The organism is Streptosporangium sp. LJ11, from assembly GCF_051918945.1.
In the GTDB taxonomy this organism is placed as follows: Bacteria; Actinomycetota; Actinomycetes; order Streptosporangiales; family Streptosporangiaceae; genus Streptosporangium.
Genome location: NZ_JBPXMB010000011.1, coordinates 197656 through 216921, shown reverse-complemented (window position 1 = coordinate 216921; position 19266 = coordinate 197656). Strand labels below are relative to the sequence as shown.

19 protein-coding genes and 1 riboswitch are annotated in these 19266 nt (G+C 70.1%); of the genes, 12 read left to right on the top strand and 7 right to left on the bottom strand.

What is annotated here, in order from left to right:
- Window positions 1–260 precede the first annotated feature (260 nt).
- Window positions 261–1592, bottom strand: coding sequence for a glutamate--tRNA ligase (gene gltX / locus ACTOQ3_RS18360; RefSeq protein WP_440084645.1), 1332 nt, complete (start codon window positions 1590–1592; stop codon window positions 261–263).
- 28 nt (window positions 1593–1620) lie between these two features.
- Window positions 1621–2397 (bottom strand): fumarylacetoacetate hydrolase family protein, encoded by a 777-nt coding sequence (locus tag ACTOQ3_RS18355; protein ID WP_440084593.1) that lies wholly within the window; start codon window positions 2395–2397, stop codon window positions 1621–1623.
- A gap of 236 nt (window positions 2398–2633) precedes the next feature.
- Here ACTOQ3_RS18355 and ACTOQ3_RS18350 point away from each other — a divergent pair, with 236 nt between their 5' ends.
- The 7 genes from ACTOQ3_RS18350 (at window position 2634) to ACTOQ3_RS18320 (ending at window position 6514) form a co-directional block, all read left to right on the top strand.
- The gene (locus ACTOQ3_RS18350; RefSeq protein ID WP_440084592.1) at window positions 2634–3128 is read left to right on the top strand and encodes an Asp23/Gls24 family envelope stress response protein; all 495 of its coding nucleotides are present in this window, start codon (window positions 2634–2636) and stop codon (window positions 3126–3128) included.
- The gene (locus ACTOQ3_RS18345) at window positions 3125–3895 is read left to right on the top strand and encodes a hypothetical protein (RefSeq protein WP_440084591.1); all 771 of its coding nucleotides are present in this window, start codon (window positions 3125–3127) and stop codon (window positions 3893–3895) included. The genes ACTOQ3_RS18350 and ACTOQ3_RS18345 overlap by 4 nt, the downstream gene beginning before the upstream one ends.
- Window positions 3892–4080, top strand: coding sequence for a hypothetical protein (locus ACTOQ3_RS18340; protein ID WP_344749107.1), 189 nt, complete (start codon window positions 3892–3894; stop codon window positions 4078–4080). The genes ACTOQ3_RS18345 and ACTOQ3_RS18340 overlap by 4 nt, the downstream gene beginning before the upstream one ends.
- Window positions 4077–4727, top strand: a complete 651-nt coding sequence (locus tag ACTOQ3_RS18335) for an Asp23/Gls24 family envelope stress response protein (protein WP_440084590.1) — start codon at window positions 4077–4079, stop codon at window positions 4725–4727. The genes ACTOQ3_RS18340 and ACTOQ3_RS18335 overlap by 4 nt, the downstream gene beginning before the upstream one ends.
- A complete protein-coding gene (locus ACTOQ3_RS18330) occupies window positions 4727–5434 on the top strand; it encodes a DUF6286 domain-containing protein (protein WP_440084589.1) in 708 nt (235 codons plus the stop codon). Before ACTOQ3_RS18335 ends, ACTOQ3_RS18330 begins: the two co-directional genes overlap by 1 nt.
- A gap of 5 nt (window positions 5435–5439) precedes the next feature.
- A complete protein-coding gene (locus tag ACTOQ3_RS18325) occupies window positions 5440–6027 on the top strand; it encodes a hypothetical protein (RefSeq protein WP_440084588.1) in 588 nt (195 codons plus the stop codon).
- Window positions 6028–6133: 106 nt separating this feature from the next.
- On the top strand, window positions 6134–6514 hold the full coding sequence (locus tag ACTOQ3_RS18320) for an antibiotic biosynthesis monooxygenase family protein (protein ID WP_440084644.1): 381 nt from the start codon (window positions 6134–6136) through the stop codon (window positions 6512–6514).
- Between the two features lie 72 nt (window positions 6515–6586).
- Here ACTOQ3_RS18320 and ACTOQ3_RS18315 read toward each other — a convergent pair whose 3' ends face one another.
- Entirely contained in the window at window positions 6587–7183 is a 597-nt protein-coding gene (locus ACTOQ3_RS18315) for an HD domain-containing protein (RefSeq protein WP_440084587.1), read from the bottom strand.
- 405 nt (window positions 7184–7588) lie between these two features.
- On the opposite strand from ACTOQ3_RS18315, the gene ACTOQ3_RS18310 reads away from it, so the two are divergent.
- Window positions 7589–9268, top strand: a complete 1680-nt coding sequence (locus ACTOQ3_RS18310) for a heparinase II/III domain-containing protein (protein WP_440084586.1) — start codon at window positions 7589–7591, stop codon at window positions 9266–9268.
- A 108-nt stretch (window positions 9269–9376) separates the two neighbouring features.
- Here ACTOQ3_RS18310 and cimA read toward each other — a convergent pair whose 3' ends face one another.
- The gene (gene cimA / locus ACTOQ3_RS18305) at window positions 9377–10951 is read right to left on the bottom strand and encodes a citramalate synthase (protein WP_440084585.1); all 1575 of its coding nucleotides are present in this window, start codon (window positions 10949–10951) and stop codon (window positions 9377–9379) included.
- A 324-nt stretch (window positions 10952–11275) separates the two neighbouring features.
- On the opposite strand from cimA, the gene ACTOQ3_RS18300 reads away from it, so the two are divergent.
- Entirely contained in the window at window positions 11276–11929 is a 654-nt protein-coding gene (locus ACTOQ3_RS18300; RefSeq protein ID WP_440084584.1) for an O-methyltransferase, read from the top strand.
- 102 nt (window positions 11930–12031) lie between these two features.
- Complete coding sequence (locus ACTOQ3_RS18295; protein WP_440084583.1) at window positions 12032–12622, top strand: Uma2 family endonuclease; 591 nt, start codon at window positions 12032–12034, stop codon at window positions 12620–12622.
- Window positions 12623–12726: 104 nt separating this feature from the next.
- On the opposite strand, the gene ACTOQ3_RS18290 is transcribed toward ACTOQ3_RS18295, so the two are convergent.
- Together ACTOQ3_RS18290 and ACTOQ3_RS18285 are read right to left on the bottom strand one after the other, a co-directional pair.
- Window positions 12727–13821 carry a branched-chain amino acid aminotransferase gene (locus ACTOQ3_RS18290; RefSeq protein ID WP_440084582.1) on the bottom strand — a complete coding sequence of 365 codons (1095 nt, stop codon included), beginning with the start codon at window positions 13819–13821 and terminating at the stop codon, window positions 12727–12729.
- Window positions 13822–13994: 173 nt separating this feature from the next.
- Entirely contained in the window at window positions 13995–15041 is a 1047-nt protein-coding gene (locus ACTOQ3_RS18285) for a 3-isopropylmalate dehydrogenase (RefSeq protein WP_440084581.1), read from the bottom strand.
- Window positions 15042–15181: 140 nt separating this feature from the next.
- A riboswitch (cyclic di-AMP (ydaO/yuaA leader) is annotated at window positions 15182–15414 on the top strand.
- Here ACTOQ3_RS18285 and ACTOQ3_RS18280 point away from each other — a divergent pair.
- Window positions 15402–16010 carry a C40 family peptidase gene (locus ACTOQ3_RS18280; RefSeq protein ID WP_440084580.1) on the top strand — a complete coding sequence of 203 codons (609 nt, stop codon included), beginning with the start codon at window positions 15402–15404 and terminating at the stop codon, window positions 16008–16010. Its footprint overlaps the riboswitch before it by 13 nt.
- Window positions 16011–16509: 499 nt before the next feature.
- On the opposite strand, the gene serA is transcribed toward ACTOQ3_RS18280, so the two are convergent.
- Window positions 16510–18099, bottom strand: coding sequence for a phosphoglycerate dehydrogenase (gene serA / locus ACTOQ3_RS18275; protein WP_440084579.1), 1590 nt, complete (start codon window positions 18097–18099; stop codon window positions 16510–16512).
- Window positions 18100–18394: 295 nt separating this feature from the next.
- Here serA and ACTOQ3_RS18270 point away from each other — a divergent pair, with 295 nt between their 5' ends.
- On the top strand, window positions 18395–19249 hold the full coding sequence (locus tag ACTOQ3_RS18270) for a hypothetical protein (RefSeq protein WP_362693735.1): 855 nt from the start codon (window positions 18395–18397) through the stop codon (window positions 19247–19249).
- The last annotated feature ends 17 nt before the right edge of the window (window positions 19250–19266 follow it).

Genomic DNA, 19266 nt, shown 5'->3' with positions numbered 1-19266 from the left:
AGGGAAGCGTTCCTCCGAGTCCCCTTCCTGATCTCTCTCCCGCGGCTCCGGCCACCGGCGGCCACCCGGTGGCCACCCGTGGTCGGTGACCGGTGACCGAAAGCGAAGGCCCGCCCCCGGCGAATGCCCGGGGGCGGGCCTTGTGGTTCGGCCTCGTCCCGTCAAAGCGTTCGGCCAGGCCTGAGACCCCGGCCCTGAGACCCCGGCCCGTCAGATCACCCGGCCGGGCCCGGAGCCCGGCTCGGATCCGCGGGGTCCGGTCAGGCCTGGAGCTTCGCGAGGGCGGCGCGGAGGCGCTCGGCGGAGCGCTCGCGGCCGAGGACCTCGATCGACTCGAACAGCGGCAGGCCCACGGTCCGGCCGGTGACGGCCACCCGCACGGGGGCCTGGGCCTTGCCGAGCTTGAGACCGTGTTCCAGGCCGACCTCCTCCAGGGCGGTCTTCAGCGATTCGGGGTCCATGTCGACCGTCTCCAGGCGGGCGAGATAGCCGGTGAGGATCTCCACGGCGGAGTTCTTCATCGCCTTGTCCCACGACGCCTGGTCGAAGACGGGCTCGTCCAGGAAGAGGAAGTCGACGTTCGCCGTGATCTCGGACAGGACCGCGATGCGGGTCTGGGCGAGCTCGGCGACCTTGGCGAAGGTCGCGCGGTCCCAGCCGGGCTCCAGCCACGGCTCGCAGCGGGCGGCGAACTCCTCCAGGGGCAGCGCCCGGATGTACTCGCCGTTGAACGCGCGGAGCTTCTTCTCGTCGAAGAACGCCGGGGAGGGGTTGACGTCCTCCAGCTTGAACAGCGGCACCATCTCCGGCCAGGGCATGATCTCCCGGTCGTCGCCGGGCCCCCAGCCGAGCAGCATCAGGTAGTTGACCATCGCCTCGGCCAGGTAGCCCTCCTCACGGTAGGACTCCAGGGCGACCTTGTCGCGGCGCTTGGACAGCTTCTGGCGCTTCTCGTTCACGATCACCGGCACGTGCGCCCAGGTGGGCGGGGCGACGCCGAGCGCCTCCCAGAGCAGCTGCTGCTTGGGCGTGTTGGACAGGTGCTCCTCGGCCCGGACCACGTGGCTGATCCGCATCTCGACGTCGTCGACGACGTTGGCCAGCACGAACAGCGGGGAACCGTCGCCGCGCGCGACGACGAAGTCCTCCATCGCGTTGTTGGGGAACTCGACGGTGCCGCGGACCAGGTCCTGGACCACGGTGACGCCCTCGTCCGGGGTGCGGAAGCGGATCGCGCCCTCGGTCAGGCCGCGGTCGCGGCAGAAGCCGTCGTAGCCCTGGTGCTCGGAGCCGGTGCGCGCCTTCACCTCGTCGCGGGTGCACGTGCAGTAGTAGGCCCGGCCCTCGGCGACGAGCCTGGCCGCGGCCTCGCGGTGCTGCTTCTCGTACGACGACTGGAAGTAGGGGCCCTCGAAGGCCGGGCTGTCCTCGTTGACGCCGATCCAGGCGAGCGCCGAGATGATGCCCTCGGTCCACTCCGGCCGGTTGCGCGCGGCGTCGGTGTCCTCGATGCGCAGCACGAACCTCCCGCCGGCCTGCTCGGCCAGGGCCCAGTTGAACAGCGCGGAGCGGGCGCCGCCAACATGGAACATGCCGGTCGGCGAGGGAGCGAAACGAACCCTAATCACGGGAGACCACCCGGTTGCTGAGAGTGCCGATTCCTTCGACGAAAACGCTGACCTCGTCGCCGACGCTGAGCGGGCCGACCCCTTCGGGGGTCCCGGTGAGGATGACGTCACCGGGAATCAGGGTCATGACCGCGCTCACGTGGGCGATCAGCGCGGGGATGTCGTACATGAGCTTGGAGGTGCGCGAGTTCTGCTTGATCTCGCCGTTCACCGTCGTGACGATGCCGACGTCGCTCGGGTCGAGCTCGGTCTGGATCCACGGGCCGAGCGGGCAGAAGGTGTCGAAGCCCTTGGCCCGGGTGAACTGGACGTCCTTCTTCTGCAGGTCCCGCGCCGTGACGTCGTTGGCGCAGGTGTAGCCGAAGATGACCTCGTGTGCCCGCTCGCGGGGCACCTCGCGGCAGAGCCTGCCGATCACCACGGCCAGCTCCCCCTCGTAGTCGACCCGCTGGGAGAGCGTCGTCGGGTAGGCGATGGCCTCGCCCGAGCCGATCACCGAGGTCGACGGCTTGAGGAAGACCAGCGGCTCGTCGGGGACCTCACCGCCCATCTCCCGGGCGTGGTCGGCGTAGTTCTTGCCGATCGCGACGACCTTGCTGGGCAGCATGGGCGCGACCAGCCTGACCTGGGAGAGCGAGTATCGCTCGCCGGTGAACTGGATCGGCCCGAACGGATGACCGGAGATCCCGGAGATGAACTCCTCCCCTGGGCCGCCCTCGACCACCCCGAACCCGACACCTTCTCCTGTGGAGAACCTCGCTATACGCACACGACAAGGCTAGTCGCGCTCAGGGTCCCGCCGGACCGTGCCCGCGTCTCCTCGCTCCGCCGCTCGGAAACCTTGCACCATATGCAGCTAAAAGTAGCTACAAATCCGATTTTATCGATAGTGCCATGTTTGCTCCAAGAAAAGCTATGTCCTGATTTATGTGCATATGAGGGGTATGACCGCCTCAGAGGCATCGGGGAGGCCAGAAGGCCTTCCCAACGGGGGAAGGAACGGACGTGACTGAAGCCAGCACGGTGAACAGGCCCAAGGGCGACGAGGCCACGGTGCCGCGGGCACGCACCGACAGCCCCGGATCCCAGAGTGGCCTGGTCACCTCCAAGGGGACCACCACCATCGACAGCGGGGTCGTATCGAAGATCGCTGGGCTCGCGGCCAGGGAGATCCCCGGCGTGCACAACATGGGCACGGGCACGGCGCGCGCTCTGGGCGCGGTACGCGGCATGGTGGGCGCCGACAAGAGCGCCACCCAGGGGGTCTCGGTCGAGGTGGGCGAGCGGCAGGCCGCCGCCGACCTGGAAGTGGTCGTCGATTACGGGATCGCCATCCCCGACCTGGCCGCCGCCGTACGCCGCAACGTGATCACGGCGGTCGAGCGCATGACCGGGCTCGAGGTCACCGAGGTCAACATCAAGGTCTCCGACGTCCACATGCCCGGCCAGGACAAGGACAGCTCGGAGGATTCGTCCGAGTCGGAGCCCCGCGTCCAGTGAAGGGCCCGGCAGGCGGTGCGGCGGGACCGGGCCGCGAGCCCAGGGACCCGGCCCGCGAGACCGTGACGCCTCCGACGCCGGCGGATCCCGGCCGCGGGACGGCCGCGCCCGCGCGGCACGGGGAGTCCGGCGCCGGCACGACCCCGCCCGCGCGGCAGGGGGAGCCCGGCGGCGAGACGACCACGCCCGCGCGCGAGCCGGCGAAGCCCGCCAGGACCGCCGTTCCGACACCGGCGACGGCCATACCCGCGCACCGGCCGAGCGATCCGTCGCGCAGGCCGGCCGCCGCAGCCCGGCAGGTACCCCGGCAGAAGGCCGCGCCCGCGCCGGCGGACCCCGCCCGCGGACCGGCCGGTCAGAGCCGGGAAACGGGTCGTGGCCGGGAGACCGGGGAAACGGCGAGGCCGGCGCGCGAGCCCGGAGCCCCGGCCCGGGCGGCACCGGGTCCCGCACGCGATACAGCCGTCGTCACCCGCGAACCCGAAAATCCGGTTTTCGGGGCGACCGACCTCGCGCACAGGATCGCCTATGCCGTACGGCGCTGCCCCGACGTGGTGGACCTGTCGGGCGGGCCGTTCGGGACCGTGGCGACCTACCTGCCCGGCGAGCGGTTGGCCGGTGTCGCGCTGCGCGAGAACGAGGTGGAGGTCTCGGTCGTCGTCAGGCTGGGGCGCCCGCTACCGGAGATCGCCGACGGAGTGCGAGCGGCGGTCGCCCCGATGGTGGGGAACCGGCCGGTGAACGTCCATATCGGAGGTTTGAGATGAGTAATTTCCCAGTGTGGTCCGTGGTCGGCACGATCGTCGGTGTCCTTCTGGGCTTCGCGGCGGCCTTCGGCGGCCTCGGCGCGTTCCTGCTGGTGCTCGTACTGGGCGCCGTCGGATTCCTCATCGGCCGCTTCGCGGAGACCGGAGAGGTCGACCTGTCCCGGCTGGCGGCGAGACGGCGATGAACACCCCCGTCGAGCACCGTCCCGCGTCCTCCGGGACGGCCGCGGATCCGGACCCCCCTGCCTCGCGGCAGGCGGGCTCCGTCCCCGCGGAAACCGGCGGGTCCGCGCGGCCCGCCGTCCCCGCCCAGCCGTCACGGCAGGCCGTACCGGCCGAACGGCGCGGCAGGACCGACATACCCGACCGGGTGGTGTCGCGCATCGCGGCCCGCGCGGCCGGAGAGGTGGCACGGGTACGGGAGGTCGGCGAGCGGAGGCCGCTGTCCTTGCGCGGCGGCACCCACGCCACCCTCGACGGTGAGCTCGCGACGCTCCGGCTGGAGGTGACGGTCGAGTATCCGGCTCCGATCCGCGAGGTGGCCGAGGAGGTCAGGCGCCACGTCACCGAACGGGTCATGGCCCTCACCGGCATGGACGTCGGCTACATCGACGTCTTCGTCACCGATGTGGCCCCCGCCCGTGATGATCACGGCGATCGTGGAATCTCGCGGGCCGGGGACGCCGTACCGGCCGGAGGAGGTCAGGCGGAGAACCCGGCGGGCGGCGTCGGCCGGGCCGGCGCCGGGACCCCGGACCGGACCGCAGCGCCCGTCGGCGATCCCGCCGACGACCCCACCGAGGACATCGTCCCGTTACGTGAGGAGCGATGATGGCCAGGCAGGTACCCGACCCGGCGGAGCCGGTCCCCGGAGCGGAACCGACCGGCGAGATGACGACCGCACCCCGTGCGGAACCGGCCGTACCGCCGGCGTACGGCACAGCCGAGTCCTCACCGCCGCCGATATACGGCACGGTGGCGAAGGACGCCTCCGCGGATCGCGCGGCGGTCAGGGCGTTCCGCCCGCGCCGGGTGGTTCCCGCGGTCATCACGGCCATCCTGATGACCCTGCTCGGCCTCCTCGTCGCGCTGGAGGTCATCTCCGCGCTGCTGGGCCGCCCGCTCCGCCTGGTGCCGTACGACCGGATCCTGTCTTGGGCGACGTCGACGCCGTGGAACGACCCGCGGGTGATGACGGGCGCGGGCCTGGTGGGGTTGCTGGGCCTGCTGCTGGTGCTGCTCGCGCTCATTCCGGGCCGGCCCACGCTGATCCCGGTGAGGACCGGGGACAGGGACCTGGCCATCGGCATGCAGCGGCGGGGCTTCACCCGGTCGCTGGCCCACGCGGCCGAGCAGGTGCAGGGAATCGAGCACGCCCGGGTACGGCTGCGGGGAAAGGCCGTGCACGTCGCGGCCGACAGCGGCATGCGGGACACCCGCGGGCTGGCCGACGCCGTACGGGAGGCCGTGAACCTGCGGATCACCGCGCTCTCCCCCGTCTGGAAGTATCCCGTCCGCGTGCATCTGCGAGAGAAGTGAGCGCCATGGACGACAGGACCGCCCGGGGCAACCGGCTGGGGTTGCTGATCGTGGGACTGACACTGATGATCCTCAGCGCCCTGGCGATCGCACGCGGCGCGGGAGCCTTCCCGCAGGCCGTGGCGCCCGCCCGCAGCCCGCTCGTGGACGGCTCGGTACGCCAGCCGTTCGCCACCTACAACCCGTGGCTGTGGTGGGTGATCGCGGCGGCGGGCATCGTGCTCGCGCTGTTCGGCCTGCGCTGGCTGCTGGCCCAGGGACGTCGCGGCAGGCTGGGCGGCATGCGCCTCGAGGGCGGCCCCGCCGGGGTCACCGAGGTCGACACGGGCAGCGTCACCGACGCGGCGGCCGCCGAGGCGGGCACGCACCCCGCGATCATCAACGCCACCGCCGACATGATCGGTACGAACGCGCACCCGGCCGTACGGATGAAGGTGGTGGTCGCCGAGGACGCGCCGATGAGCGCGGTCCGCGAGCAGCTGGGCGGGGTGGTCATCCCGCACATGCGCCAGGCTCTGGAGACCGAGCGCATGCCCGCCGTCGCCCGGGTGAGCCTGGAGGACGCGCCACGCCGCCCGAGGACCATCGCCTGACCCGCACGACGGAGCGCCGATCATAGAGTGATCAGGGAAACCAACGCTTCGAGGAGACGATGTGCCTTCGGTCGTGAAGATAAACGCGCTGACGGTGTCCGGGGAGATGCGCGAGGAGCTGGAACGCCGCTTCTCCAACCGGGCGGGGATCGTCGAGTCCGCGGACGGGTTCGAGTGGTTCGAGCTGCTCCGCCCCGTGGACGGCACCGACCGGTACCTGGTCTACACCCGCTGGCGCTCCGAGGAGGACTTCAAGCGCTGGACGGAGAGCCAGGCCTTCCAGCGGGGCCACGCCCAGGCCGCCGCCGAGACCGGCCAGGGACAGGGGCACGCCGACGCCCACAGCGCGGCCCAGGGCCACGGGCACGGCCAGGGGCAGGGTGGCCCGGCCCAGGGGCACGGCCACGGGCAGGGGCCCGCCGCCACCGGGGCCGAGCTGTGGTCCTTCGAGGTCGTCCAGAGCACCGGTCCCGCGCCGGAAGCCTGAGCGGCGACGAGAGCAGGGCTTCCCCCGAGAAGCCCGAGCGGCGACGAGAGCCGGGCTCCCCGCGGGGAGCCCTCAGCGGTCCAGCGGGTTGGCGGCGATGCGCTCGGCGACCCCCGAACGGACGAACCGCCCGGCCAGGCTGTCCGGCTTGCGGGCGGCCTGGTCGACGAAGCACGCGGTGAACTCCGGGCCGATCCCCAGCCGGGGGTGGCGTTCCAGCACCTCGGCGCGGAGCTCCGCCGGGAAGTCCTCCGGCCGCCGCCCGGAGATGTCGAGCCCGGTGGACAGTTCGAGCAAATACCCCTCGGGGTCCTGTTCGGGGTCGACCTTGTCCCACATGTGGCGTACGACGATCTCCGACGCGCGCACGCGGCGCTCGACGGGCCACCCGGCCCCGGCGGCGAAGACCCACGCCACGTGGCCGCCCGCCTCCTCGAACGGCACGGTGTGGCTGTCGAACTCCTTGACCAGGCCGATGTCGTGCATCATCGACGCGACGTACAGCAGCTCGTCGTCGAAGGCGACGTCGTTCATCGCACCGTAGGCCGCCGCGAAAAGGTAGGCCCGGACGGAGTGGTTGAGCAGGGCGGGCGAGCAGTAGGCGGTCGCCACCTCCAGCGCCCCTCGGGCGGCCGGTGTGTCGGGGATGACGATGTCGGCGAGTCTCATACCGCCCAGCCTGCCGAAACACGGCGACGTCCGCGAGTGGCAGGAGAGCCATCGACCGACAAAATCGCGCCATGGGCGAACGGACGGGCCGGGTGGGGCGGGTGGGCGCCCGCAGGCATGCGGGAGGTCCGGAGAACGCCGGGAACACGGTGAGAGCGGTGAGAGCGGTGAGAGCGGCGAGAGCGGCGAGAGCGGCGAGAGCGCCGGACGCCCCGCGAAAGCCATGGCCCCGTGACTCCTGTGACCCTCGTGACCTCTGTGGACTCCGGTGCACGCTGTGAGGAAACTGGGAGACCCGCATCTAGTTGCTAACGATGTTCCAGAAGGGACCATCCCGGCTTGACCGGTTTGGTGGGATCCGGACAGCATGATCCGCCCCCCTCGTTCGGCCCGGAAGGAACTGGCGTGCGCCGCCGCACAAAAGCATTCGCTCTCTGCATCATCCTCCTGACGACCTGCGGCGTCACGGTCGGTACCGCGGAGGCGAGGGAGGCGAAACGCACCGCCGAGTGCCAGGGCGACTGGCTGCCCGCCACGCCGACGTCGACGGACATCATGAACGGCGAGGTCGACTTCCTCGACCTCGCCCCGGTGAAGGTCGGCAGGAACGTCGACTGGCGCACCGACCCCTACCGCAACCGCTCGTGGAGCATGGTCTTCCACTCGCTGCGCTGGATGGGCCGTCTCGTCGCCGACTACGAGACGAACGGCAACGAGGCGTACCTGACACGGGCCGTCGAGATCGCCAAGGACTGGGTGGCCGACAACCCCCGCGGCGGCGCGAGAACCAGCCCGTACGCCTGGCAGGAGCACCCGATCGCGCTGCGCGCCCCCGCGCTGGTCTGCCTCAGCAAGCACGTCGGCGGCTCGTGGCTCTCCGGCAGCCTGGCCGAGCACGCGAAGATGCTCTCCGACCCCAGGCTGTACGAGAAGGGCCACAACCACGGCATCGACCAGGACATCGCGCTGCTCGGCATCGGCTGCCGCTACGGCCGCGACCAGTGGTCCAGCCTCGCGATCAGGCGGCTCACCGAGACCGTGAAGCTCGACGTCGACTCCCAGGGAGTGCTGCGCGAGCAGGCCCCGCGCTACGCGCTCTACGTCTACGACCGCCTGAAGGTCGCGATGGACAACATCAGGGCGTGCAAGCGGAAGGTGCCCGACGACATCTCCCGGCGCTGGGAGTCGCTGGAGGACTTCATCTCCCACTCCACCCAGCCCGACGGGTTCATGGTCCCGATCGGCGACGGTGGCGCGGACGTGCGGCCGGTCGGCTACAGCCACCCGAAGCAGACCGTGCGGGTGTTCGGCGGCGGCTACGTCTACGGGCGCACCGCCTGGGACAAGCCCGAGTCGGCCTTCTACTCCATCCGCTTCGGGCCCGGCATGAAGTACCACGGCCACGAGGACCATCTGGGCGTGACCTACTACGCCCAGGGCCGTGACGTCCTGGTCGACGCCGGCTTCGACTCGTACGAGAACAGCGGCTACCGAAACTGGACGATCTCCCCCGAGGCGCACAACACGTCGATGGTGGCCGGAGCGAGGTTCCGCGGCAAGACCGCCACCGCGCTGAGCAGGTCGTCGATCGGACAGGACCGGCAGAGCTACCGGCTGACCGACAGGGCCTACGGCGTGCCCAGGACCCGCTCGGTGCTCGTCAACCACCGCCAGGACGTGATGGCCGTGCTGGACACGGTCCCCAAGGGCTCGAAGGTCCGCAACGTCTGGCACTTCTCCCGTGACCTGTCAGCCGTCTCCAGCGGTGGCGGCCAGGTCGTGGTGAAGGACAAGGCGGGCTGGAAGGCGACGCTCGCCCAGGTCTCGATGCCGTCCTGCCGGCCGGTCTCCGGGCTGAAGGTGGTCCGCGGCCAGAAGAACCCGTACCAGGGCTGGGTCTCCTCCGCCTACCTGCAGAGACACCCCGCCCCCGCGGTCGTCGCACCCGCCTCGGGCGACTCCGTGCTGACCGTGGTGGTCCCCGGCAGCGGGAAGCCGTCGCTCTCCTGCTCCGGCGGCAAGGTCAGCCTGGAGACCTCCGAGGGCCAGGTGAGCTTCCGCGTCAGCGGCGCCGACCTCTCCTGACGGGCTTCGTCCCCCCGGCTCTCGCCGAGGGGGCTCTCCGGCCGTCTCCCAGGCGGTGCCTTCCGGCTGGGAGACGCCGGTGGCCTGGCGACGGCCGGGGCGGGCGGGTCAGGCGGTGTGGCCCGCGCGCAGGAGGCCGTAGGTGACGGCCTGCTCCAGCGCCTGCCAGGAGGCCTCGATGATGTTCTCGTCGACACCGACCGTGGACCACTCCCCGGCGGCGTCGCTGGAGGTGATCAGCACGCGCGTGACGGCGTCGGTGCCGTGCGTGCCCTCCAGGATGCGTACCTTGAAGTCGATCAGCTCGACCCCCGCCAGCTCGGGGTAGAGCCGCTCCAGCCCCAGCCGTACGGCCCGGTCGAGGGCGTTGACCGGGCCGTTGCCCTCACCGGTGGCGACGATCCGCTCCCCCTTGGCGTGCAGCTTCACGGTGGCCTCGCTGACGACCTCGCCACCCCGGGCCCGCTCGACGATCACCCTCCAGGACTCGACCTGGAAGTGGCGCCTGCGCTCGCCCGCGACGGTGTCGCGCAGCAGCAGCTCGAAGGAGGCGTCGGCGGCCTCGAAGGTGTAGCCCTTCGACTCCATCTCCTTGACCCGGTTCACCAGTTCCCGCGAGGTGTCGGAGGCCAGCTCGTAGCCCAGCTCGCGGCCCTTGAGCTCCACCGAGGCGCGTCCGGCCATGTCGGAGACGAGCATGCGCATGTCGTTGCCGACCTCGGCGGGGTCGATGTGCTGGTAGAGGTTGGGGTCGACCTTGATCGCGCTGGCGTGCAGCCCCGCCTTGTGGGCGAAGGCGGAGACGCCCACGTAGGGGGCGTGGGAGTTGGGGGTGACGTTGGTGACCTCGGTGATCGCGTGGGCGATCCTGGTCATGTCGGCCAGCGCCTCCCGCGGCACGAGGTCGAACCCCCGCTTGAGCTGCAGGTTGGCCACCACGGTGAACAGGTTGGCGTTGCCCGAGCGCTCACCGTAGCCGTTGGCGCAGCCCTGCACGTGGGTGGCGCCGGCCTTCACCGCGGCCAGGGAGTTGGCGACCGCGCAGCCGGTGTCGTCGTGGCAGTGGATGCCGATCCTGGCCGACGTCCCGACCGCCGCGTGCACGACCTCGGCCAGCTCGTCGGGGAGCATGCCCCCGTTGGTGTCGCACAGCGCGATGACCGAGGCTCCCGCCTCGGCGGCGGTGCGCAGCACCTCCAGCGCGTAGTCCGGGTTGGACTTGTAGCCGTCGAAGAAGTGCTCGGCGTCGAGGAAGACCCTCTGTCCCTCCGCACGAAGGTGGGAGACCGTGTCGCGGATCATCGCGAGGTTCTCCTGGAGGGTCGTGCGAAGGGCCAGCTCCACGTGCCGGTCGTGACTCTTGGCGACAAGCGTCACGACCGGCGCGCCGGATTCGCGCAGCGCGGCCACCAACGGGTCGTCGGCCGCCTTCACACCTGCCCGGCGGGTCGCGCCGAACGCGGCGAGCTGCGCGTGCTTCAGGTCGAGCTCTGTTTGGGCGCGCCTGAAGAATTCCGTGTCCTTGGGGTTGGCGCCGGGCCAGCCTCCCTCGATGAAGCCGACGCCCAGGCCGTCCAGGTGACGCGCGATGGCCAGCTTGTCGGCCACCGTGAGGTTGAGCCCCTCCTGCTGGGCACCGTCACGGAGAGTCGTGTCGTACACGTGGAAGCGATCGTCGGCCATGTCGTTCTCCTTCGCGGGTTCGATGATTCGCCGCGCGCTCATCCGGCTTCTGGAAACAAAAATGACCCCTCACGGACGTGAGAGGTCTGCGCGCTGGCGGTGTCCCTTTTCAGCCAGCGCGCCTGCCGATAATGAGCAGACCGTAGAACATGATGCTTCGGAGTCTGCCATACGCCGACACCATCTGACACATCGATCTCAGGATCCGAGACCCGCGGCGTGTCGGCACAGACCGGGCGGGCCCGGAACACCGGCTCGTACACGACCCGGACACGACCTCGAATCACCCTCCGCCGCCGTCCGGCACCGGCGAGAATGGGCCCCATGAAGGCGACTTATCTCGACCCCACCGTGGGGCAGTATCTGCTCGCGCACACCACCCAGCCCGACGACGTCCTCGACGCGCTCGCGCTCGAGACCCGCGAGCTGACCGGCAACAACGCGTCGATGCAGATCTCCCCCGACCAGGGGCGCTTCCTCACCATGATCGCCCAGCTCGGCGGCGCCAGGAACGCGGTGGAGGTGGGCACCTTCACCGGCTACTCCTCCATCTGCCTCGCCCGCGGGCTCGCCCCGGGCGGCGGGCTCACCTGCTTCGACGTGAGCGAGGAGTGGACGGCGATCGCCCGGAGTTACTGGGACAAGGCGCGGGTCGCCGACCGCATCGAGCTGAGGATCGGCCCCGCGGCCGAGCGGCTGCGCGAGCTTCCCGAACACCCGGCCATCGACCTGGCGTTCATCGACGCCGACAAGGTCAACTATCCCGTCTACTACGAGATCCTCATGTCACGCCTGGCCCCCGGCGGGGTGATCCTCGTCGACAACACCCTGTGGAGCGGCCACGTCGCCGATCCCAGCAGGGACGACGAGACCGTCAGGCACATCCGCGAGTTCAACGACATGGTCAGCGCCGACGAGCGGGTCACCTCGATCATGCTCCCCATCGCCGACGGGCTCACCATGATTCGAAAGCACTGACGAGAACTTTCCCGGATCGCGGGCGCGCGGGAATCTTTTCGATTACTTTAAGCGACGCGACAAACACGTTGCGCCCACCCGCGTGGAGGGAAGGATGACCGCATGGCCAAGACCCTGGACCGTCGTGAGGCGAAGCCCATGTCCACCAACCACCAGGAGCTCGAACGGCACTACCAGAAGACCTGCGATCAGTGGCCCGACCGCAAGGTCGAGCTCATCAACGGCCGGATCGTGGTGAGGGAGTTGCCTACCCTCAACCACGCCAAGATCATCCTGCAGCTGCTGATCCAGCTCATCCCGTTCGCAACGGAACAGGGCTGGCATCCCGTATACGACGTCAAGCTCTTCCTGGGCGTCCAGAAAGATCGCTATCGGCCCGATCTCCTCGTCGTGCCGAAATTCCCCCGCATGTGGGACGACGAGAACGTCTATGCCGAAGAAACGCTGCTCGTCGTGGAGGTGGTCTCCCCCAGCAGCCGGGACGACGACCACGTCACCAAGCCCGAGAACTGTGCGATCGCGTGCGTCCCGCTCTATCTGGTGATCGACGCCACCCAAAATCTCGCCCGGCTGCTCAGCCACCCCGGGGAAAGGGGCTACCAGCAGCAACACCAGGTGATCCTCGGAGAGCCCCTTGAGCTCCCCGCGCCCTGGAATCTCACGATCGACACCGGCAAGCTGATCGAGGGATAGATCCGCCCGCCAGGAGGCCGGGCCGGGTGGGAGACCGGGCCTCCCGCGCGGGGACCGGTGGACACTTCTGCCGGCCGGTCCCCGCGGATCTCCTTCGGGCGGGACTAGCAGATCTTGTGGACCCAGCTGTGCGGGTCGGGACGGGATCCGTACTGGATGCCCACGAGTTCCTCGCGGATCTTCGAGGTGACGGGCCCCTGGGTGCCGTCACCGATCGTCCAGGCGCGGTCGGCGCCCTTGACCGAGCCGACCGGGGTGACCACCGCGGCGGTGCCGCAGGCGAAGACCTCGGTGAGCTCGCCCGTCTCGCAGCCCCGCTGCCACTCCTCGACCGACAGGCGCCCCTCCTCGGCGTGGAGGCCGAGGTCGGAGGCGAAGGAGAGGATCGAGTCGCGGGTGATGCCGGGCAGGAGCGTGCCGGTGAGCGCCGGGGTCAGCAGGCGGTCGCCGTAGACGAAGAACAGGTTCATCCCGCCCATCTCCTCGACGTAGCGGTGCTCGCCCGCGTCGAGCCAGACCACCTGGTCGCAGCCCTGCTCGACGGCCTGGCGCTGGGCCACGAAGGCCGCCGCGTAGTTTCCGCCGCACTTGGCGAAGCCGGTCCCGCCGGGGGCCGCGCGGGTGTACTCGGTGGAGAGCCAGACGGTGACGGCCTTGCCCCCGCCGAAGTAGGCCGCCGCCGGGGAGGCGATGACCATGTACTTGTAGGTCCTGGACGGGTAGTTGACTCCGAGCGCCGGCTGCGTCGCGATCATGAAAGGACGCAGGTAGAGGCTGTGTCCCGGCGTGGTCGGCACCCACTCGCGGTCGGTCTGCACGAGCAGCTCCAGCGACTCGACGAACGTCTCCTCGGGCAGCTCGGGCATGGCCATCCGCGCCGCGGAGGTGTTGAAGCGCGCGGCGTTGGCCTCGGGCCGGAAGGTCACGATCGTGCCGTTCTCCTGGCGGTAGGCCTTGAGCCCCTCGAAAAGCTCCTGCGCGTAGTGGAAGACCGACGTCGCGGGGTCGAGGGTGAGCGGGCCGTACGGCATGAGCCTGGCGTCGTGCCAGCCCCGTCCCTCGGTGTAGTCGATCGAGATCATGTGGTCGGTGAAGACCTGACCGAACCCCGGGCTCGCCAGTACCTGCTCGCGCTCTGCCGCGGTGCGAGCGTGGTCGGAGAGCTGCACGTCGAAGCTGAGCTTCTGAGCGGTGGTCATCGCACGGATCCTTCTCTTGGTGTCTGGCTTACCCTTGGGTCCATTCTGCGTCGGACCGGGTAACGGGAAACTACTCCATCTATGCCGAAAACCGGCAGTGCTGGAGAAACAAAAACGCACCTGGCGGCTCGGGTGAGCCGCCAGGCGCGTCGGGGTCGAGGAGGGCGGCTTCCTCAGCCGGCTACTCGGGCGGTGATGTCGTCGCCGATCTCGTGGGTGGTCCGGCCGGCCCGGCCGGCCGGCCGCTCGGCCAGGTCGTCGGCGACGGCCCGCTCGACCCTGGCGGCCTCGGCGGCCATGCCCAGGTGGTCGAGGAGCATGGCGACCGACAGGATCGTGGCGGTCGGGTCGGCCTTGCCCTGGCCCGCGATGTCGGGGGCGCTGCCGTGGACCGGCTCGAACATGCTCGGCGCGGTGCGGTCGGGGTTGACGTTGCCGCTGGCCGCCAGGCCGATGCCACCGGCGATCGCCGCGCCGATGTCGGTGAGGATGTCGCCGAAGAGGTTGTCGGTGACGATCACGTCGAAGCGCTCCGGCTGGCTGACGAAGAACATCGAGGCCGCGTCGACGTGACAGTAGTCGGTCTGGACGTCGGGATACTCCAGGCCGACACGGTCGAAGGTGCGGGCCCAGAGGTCGCCGGCGTAGGTGAGCACGTTGGTCTTGTGGACCAGCGTCAGCTTCCTGCGGGGGCGGCCCAGCGCCTTGTCGAAGGCGTAGCGCACGACGCGCTCGACGCCGTGGGCGGTGTTCAGCGACTCCTGGGTGGCGATCTCGTGCGGCGTGCCCCGGCGCATGACGCCGCCCGCACCGGCGTACGGGCCCTCGGTGCCCTCGCGGACGACGACCATGTCGATGTCCTCGGGACGGGCCTTGCCCAGCGGCGTCTCGACGCCGGGGAAGAGCTTGACCGGGCGGAGGTTCACGTAGTGGTCGAGCTGGAAGCGGAGCTTGAGCAGCAGGTCGCGCTCCAGGACGCCCGGGGGCACGCTGGGGTCGCCGACCGCGCCGAGCAGGATCGCGTCGTATCCGCGCAGTTCGTCGAGGACCGGATCGGGCAGGGTCTCGCCGGTCTCGTGGTAGCGCTTGGCACCGAGGTCGTAGGTGGTGGTCTCCACCTTCGTGCCGACCGCTTCGAGGACCTTCAGCCCCTCGGTGACGACCTCGACTCCGATTCCGTCCCCGGGGATGACCGCCAGGCGAATGTTACGCGAATCCATGCAGGCACCTTACCGGTCCGTCTCGGTGATCGAACACCGGTCTCATCCTCCGGACACATCCGCCCGACGAGGCCTCTGATCGTTTTGTCCATCTTTGCTTGGTATTGACCGTTTCGAGAGGTTTCGTTATGGTCCTCCCATTCACGTCAATGCCTAATCCGTACGGGCCATCCCCTTACCGGGCCCGCACGGAGCCGGGGAACCACTCTTTACGGGATCTACCGGACCCCGGGCACCCCGCTCCTCCCCCGGAGCGCGTTCCCGGCCGTCATCAGGTGGATTCCTTGGGGCGAATCAGCGCGTTCTCGCGCCGTAGGGCGGCCTCCACGCCCGAGCCCGACAGCTCACCCGGCCGGCCTTATGGAAGGAATCACCCTGTCCGGCACAGTTCTCCCCCGTGTCCTGTCCATCTCCGCCTCCATGATCGTCGCCGGCGCCGCGGTGTGCGCGACCTCGACCGCCGCCCTGGCCGCATCACCGCCCCCCGCCCCCGGGCCCGCCGCGCTCAACACCCCCGCGCTGAAGGACGCGCTGAAGGCCACGGCCGTCAAGCCCGCCTGGCAGAAAGCCGTGAAGTGGGCCATGTCCAAGCGCGGAACGCCCTACGTCTGGGGCGGCACCGGCAACGGCGGCTTCGACTGCTCCGGCCTGGTGCTCCGCGCCTACGGCGCAGCCGGGATCAAGCTCCCCCGCGTCACCAACGACCAGTACGCCGCCTTCTCCAAAAAGATCACCTGGGAGAATCTCAAGCCCGGTGACCTGGCCTTCTTCAGTGGCCTCGGCCACGTCGGCATGATCACAAAGCCCGGCTACATGGTTCACGCCCCGCGGACCGGCGACGTGGTCAAGGAGGAGAAACTCGACTCCTGGCGTCGCGAATCCTTCGTCGGCGCGGTGCGTCCCGACCCGCAGGGGGTTCAGCTGGCCAAGCGGGTCGAGCTCGCGACCGAAGCCGTGACCGACGGATGAGACACGCCGGCGGATCACCGCTGGGAGGCCGTGGAGACCCCGGCGGTGGAGAGAACGGGTTCAGCGGGTGGGAGCACCGCCGTTGTCCCTGCGGTCCAGAGCGGTCTGGAGCGCGTCGATGGCCTCGTCCTCGGTCTCCTCGGGACGGTTCCAGGGATACATGTCGTACATGGCGAATCTCGTCTCGGTCGCATGCCGGCAAGGAAGGTGGTCGAGACTCCGGTCGGGACTCCGACCAGGCCTGATGTCGCGGGTCCGGATCACGGACCGGCGGCGGGGGCTTGGGGCCGGCATGCGCCACGACACCGCGGCGAGTCGCCGGCCTGCCCCTGTCAGGCCTCGCCGCGGCAGGTAGGAATTACGAGAACCTGGCGCATTTGACTCCAGGTTACCCGTCCGCGGGAAAACCGTCTCGCCCGGCGTACGCACTTCTCACATGCTGAGACGAGACGTGGCCGCCGCCCCGGTCCCCGGGGCGGCGGCCACGTCGGCGGTACGGCTAGTCGGCCAGGTCGACCGAGCGGCCGCTGTCGGCGCCGATCTCCGAACCAATCTGGTCGATCACCTCGGCCGGGATGGCGGTGTCGACGGTGAGCGCGATGAGCGCCTTGCCGCCCTTGGCGTCACGGGCCACCTGCATCGAGGCGATGTTGATCGAGTGGTCGCCGAGAATGCGGCCGACCACGCCGACGATGCCGGGGCGGTCGGTGTAGGTGAAGAACGACAGGTGGTCGGTCGGCTCGATCTCCATCTGGTAGCCGTTGACCTCGACGATCTTCGTGATCTGCCTCGGCCCGGCCAGGGTGCCGGAGACCGAGACCGCGCGGCCGTCGGCGAGGACGCCCCGGACCGTCACGACGTTGCGCCAGTCGGGGCTGTCGGAGCTGGTGATCAGCTCGACCGACACGCCGCGGTCCTTGGCCAGCAGGGGGGCGTTGACGTAGGTGACCAAGTCCTCGACCACGTCGGTGAAGACGCCCTTGAGCGCGGCCAGCTCCAGTACCCGGACGTCGTGGGAGGCGATCTCACCGCGCACCTCGACGTCGAGCTTGGTGGCGACCTCGCCCGCGAGGGCGGTGAACACCCGGCCGAGCTTCTCGGCCAGCGGCAGGCCCGGCTTGACGTCCTCGGCGACGGCGCCGCCCTGGACGTTGACCGCGTCCGGCACGAACTCCCCGGCGAGCGCGAGCTTCACGCTGCGCGCGACCTGGGTGCCGGCCTTCTCCTGGGCCTCGTGGGTGGAGGCGCCCAGGTGCGGGGTGACGACGACCTGGTCGAGCTCGAAGAGCGGGCTGTCGGTGACCGGCTCCTTCGGGAACACGTCGATGCCGGCGCCGGCGACGCGACCTTCCTTGATCGCGGAGTAGAGGGCGTTCTCGTCGATGATGCCGCCGCGGGCGACGTTGATGAGGCGGACGTTCGGCTTGACCGTGTGGAGCTCCCTGTCACCGATGAGACCGATGGTCTCCTTGGACTTGGGCAGGTGCACGGTGATGAAGTCGGCCTCACTCAGCGCCTCCTCCAGCGAGACCAGCCGGACGCCCATCTGCGCGGCGCGGGCCGGCTGCAGGTAGGGGTCGTAGGCGATCAGCTCGACGCCGAACGGCTGGAGGCGCTGCGCGACCAGCTGGCCGATCTTGCCGAGGCCGAGGATCGCGACGACCTTCTCGTCGAGCTCCACGCCGGTGTACTTCGAGCGCTTCCACTCGCCGCCCTTGAGCGCGGAGTGCGCCTGGGCGACGTTGCGGGCGGAGGCGAGAATGAGGGCGACGGTGTGCTCGGCGGCGCTGGTGATGTTGGAGGTGGGCGCGTTGACGACCATGACTCCGGCCTTGGTGGCCGCCTCCACGTCGACGTTGTCCAGGCCGACGCCGGCGCGGGCGACGACACGGAGCCTGGGAGCGTTGGCGATCGCCTCGGCGTCGACCTGCGTGGCGCTGCGCACGATGAGCGCGTCCACGTCGGCGAGGGCGGGCAGGAACTGGGCACGGTCGGCGCCGTCGGTGTGGCGGACTTCGAAGTCCGCGCCCAGAACCGCGAGACCGGCCTCGGAAAGTTCCTCAGCGACCAGTACGACGGGCTTGTTCACAGGCTGGATCCTTACTAGGCGGTGAGGGGTGCACGGACCTCACGTAGTCTATCGGCGCTTGTGAACGCGTTCACGAGTGTCCCGCGATCCGAGACGCCCCACGCCGTCCCGGGCGCCTTCCGAGGCCTTCCGGAAGCCCTGGGAGGCTCGCGGGACGCGAGAGGGCTCCGCGACCCATGAGGCGGTTACCCGTCCTTGACAGATCTCATGCACCCAAAATTCAAGTTGGTATTGATCCCAGGAAAACTTCGCGATTACCCTGATAAGCCGTGGTCCACTACCTATCGTTCCTCATATGAGCATCGGGAACCCCGCTCTCGGCAACGTGCTCGCGCAGCACGGCGACCCGCACCGGCTGCTTGCGGCGCTGGCCGAATGGGGACTCCTGGTTGCCGTGCGACCCGACCGCTCCGTCGTGCTCGGCACGACCCAGGCCGGTGATCGTGTCCTGCTCGGTTACACCTCGGCGGACACCTACGCGCGGCACCGTGGCAGCCACTCGCTGTCGGCGTGCGACGCCGACACCATCCTCGACATCCAGCGCGTCACCGGCGTGCGGGAGATCGTGATCGACGCGGCGGGCCCTGCGGCCGCGGCCGTGCCGATCGAGGATCTCCAGCGCTACCTGCTCTCGACGCGCAGCGGCCCCACGCCCGCGCTGTCGAGCGCGGCGCCGACGGCGTACGCGACCGGGGCGATGGCCACGGTCTCGCGTCCCGCGCCCGCGCGCCCGCCGAGAGCGCCGGTGCCCGCCGCGCCCTCCCAGCCGTGGATCCCGGCGCCCCGGCCGCACCTGTCGGGCCCGATGCAGATGGTGGACCCGGGATACCGCCGGTGCGACCACCCGATCCTGCCCGCGCTGCGCGCCGCGATCTCGCAGCTGCTCGTCGACTATCCGCTCGTCCACCACGTGTGGATCTCCGAGGCCAGCACCTCCTCGGGCGCGCCGGGAATCATGCTGCACGTGAAGGTGCACATGTCGGCGGCCGAGGACGTGGTCAGGGACATCCATCGCGGGGTGCGCGCCCGGCTGCCGCAGCTCGCCGCGAGCGAGGCGCCGATCCTGATGGCCAGGGTCGCCGACGCGCGCAGCGAGCAGCGGATGGTCGAGCTGGGCGCCCACGTGGTCTGCGCCGACGTCACCGACTGAGCGCCCCGACCGGCCGG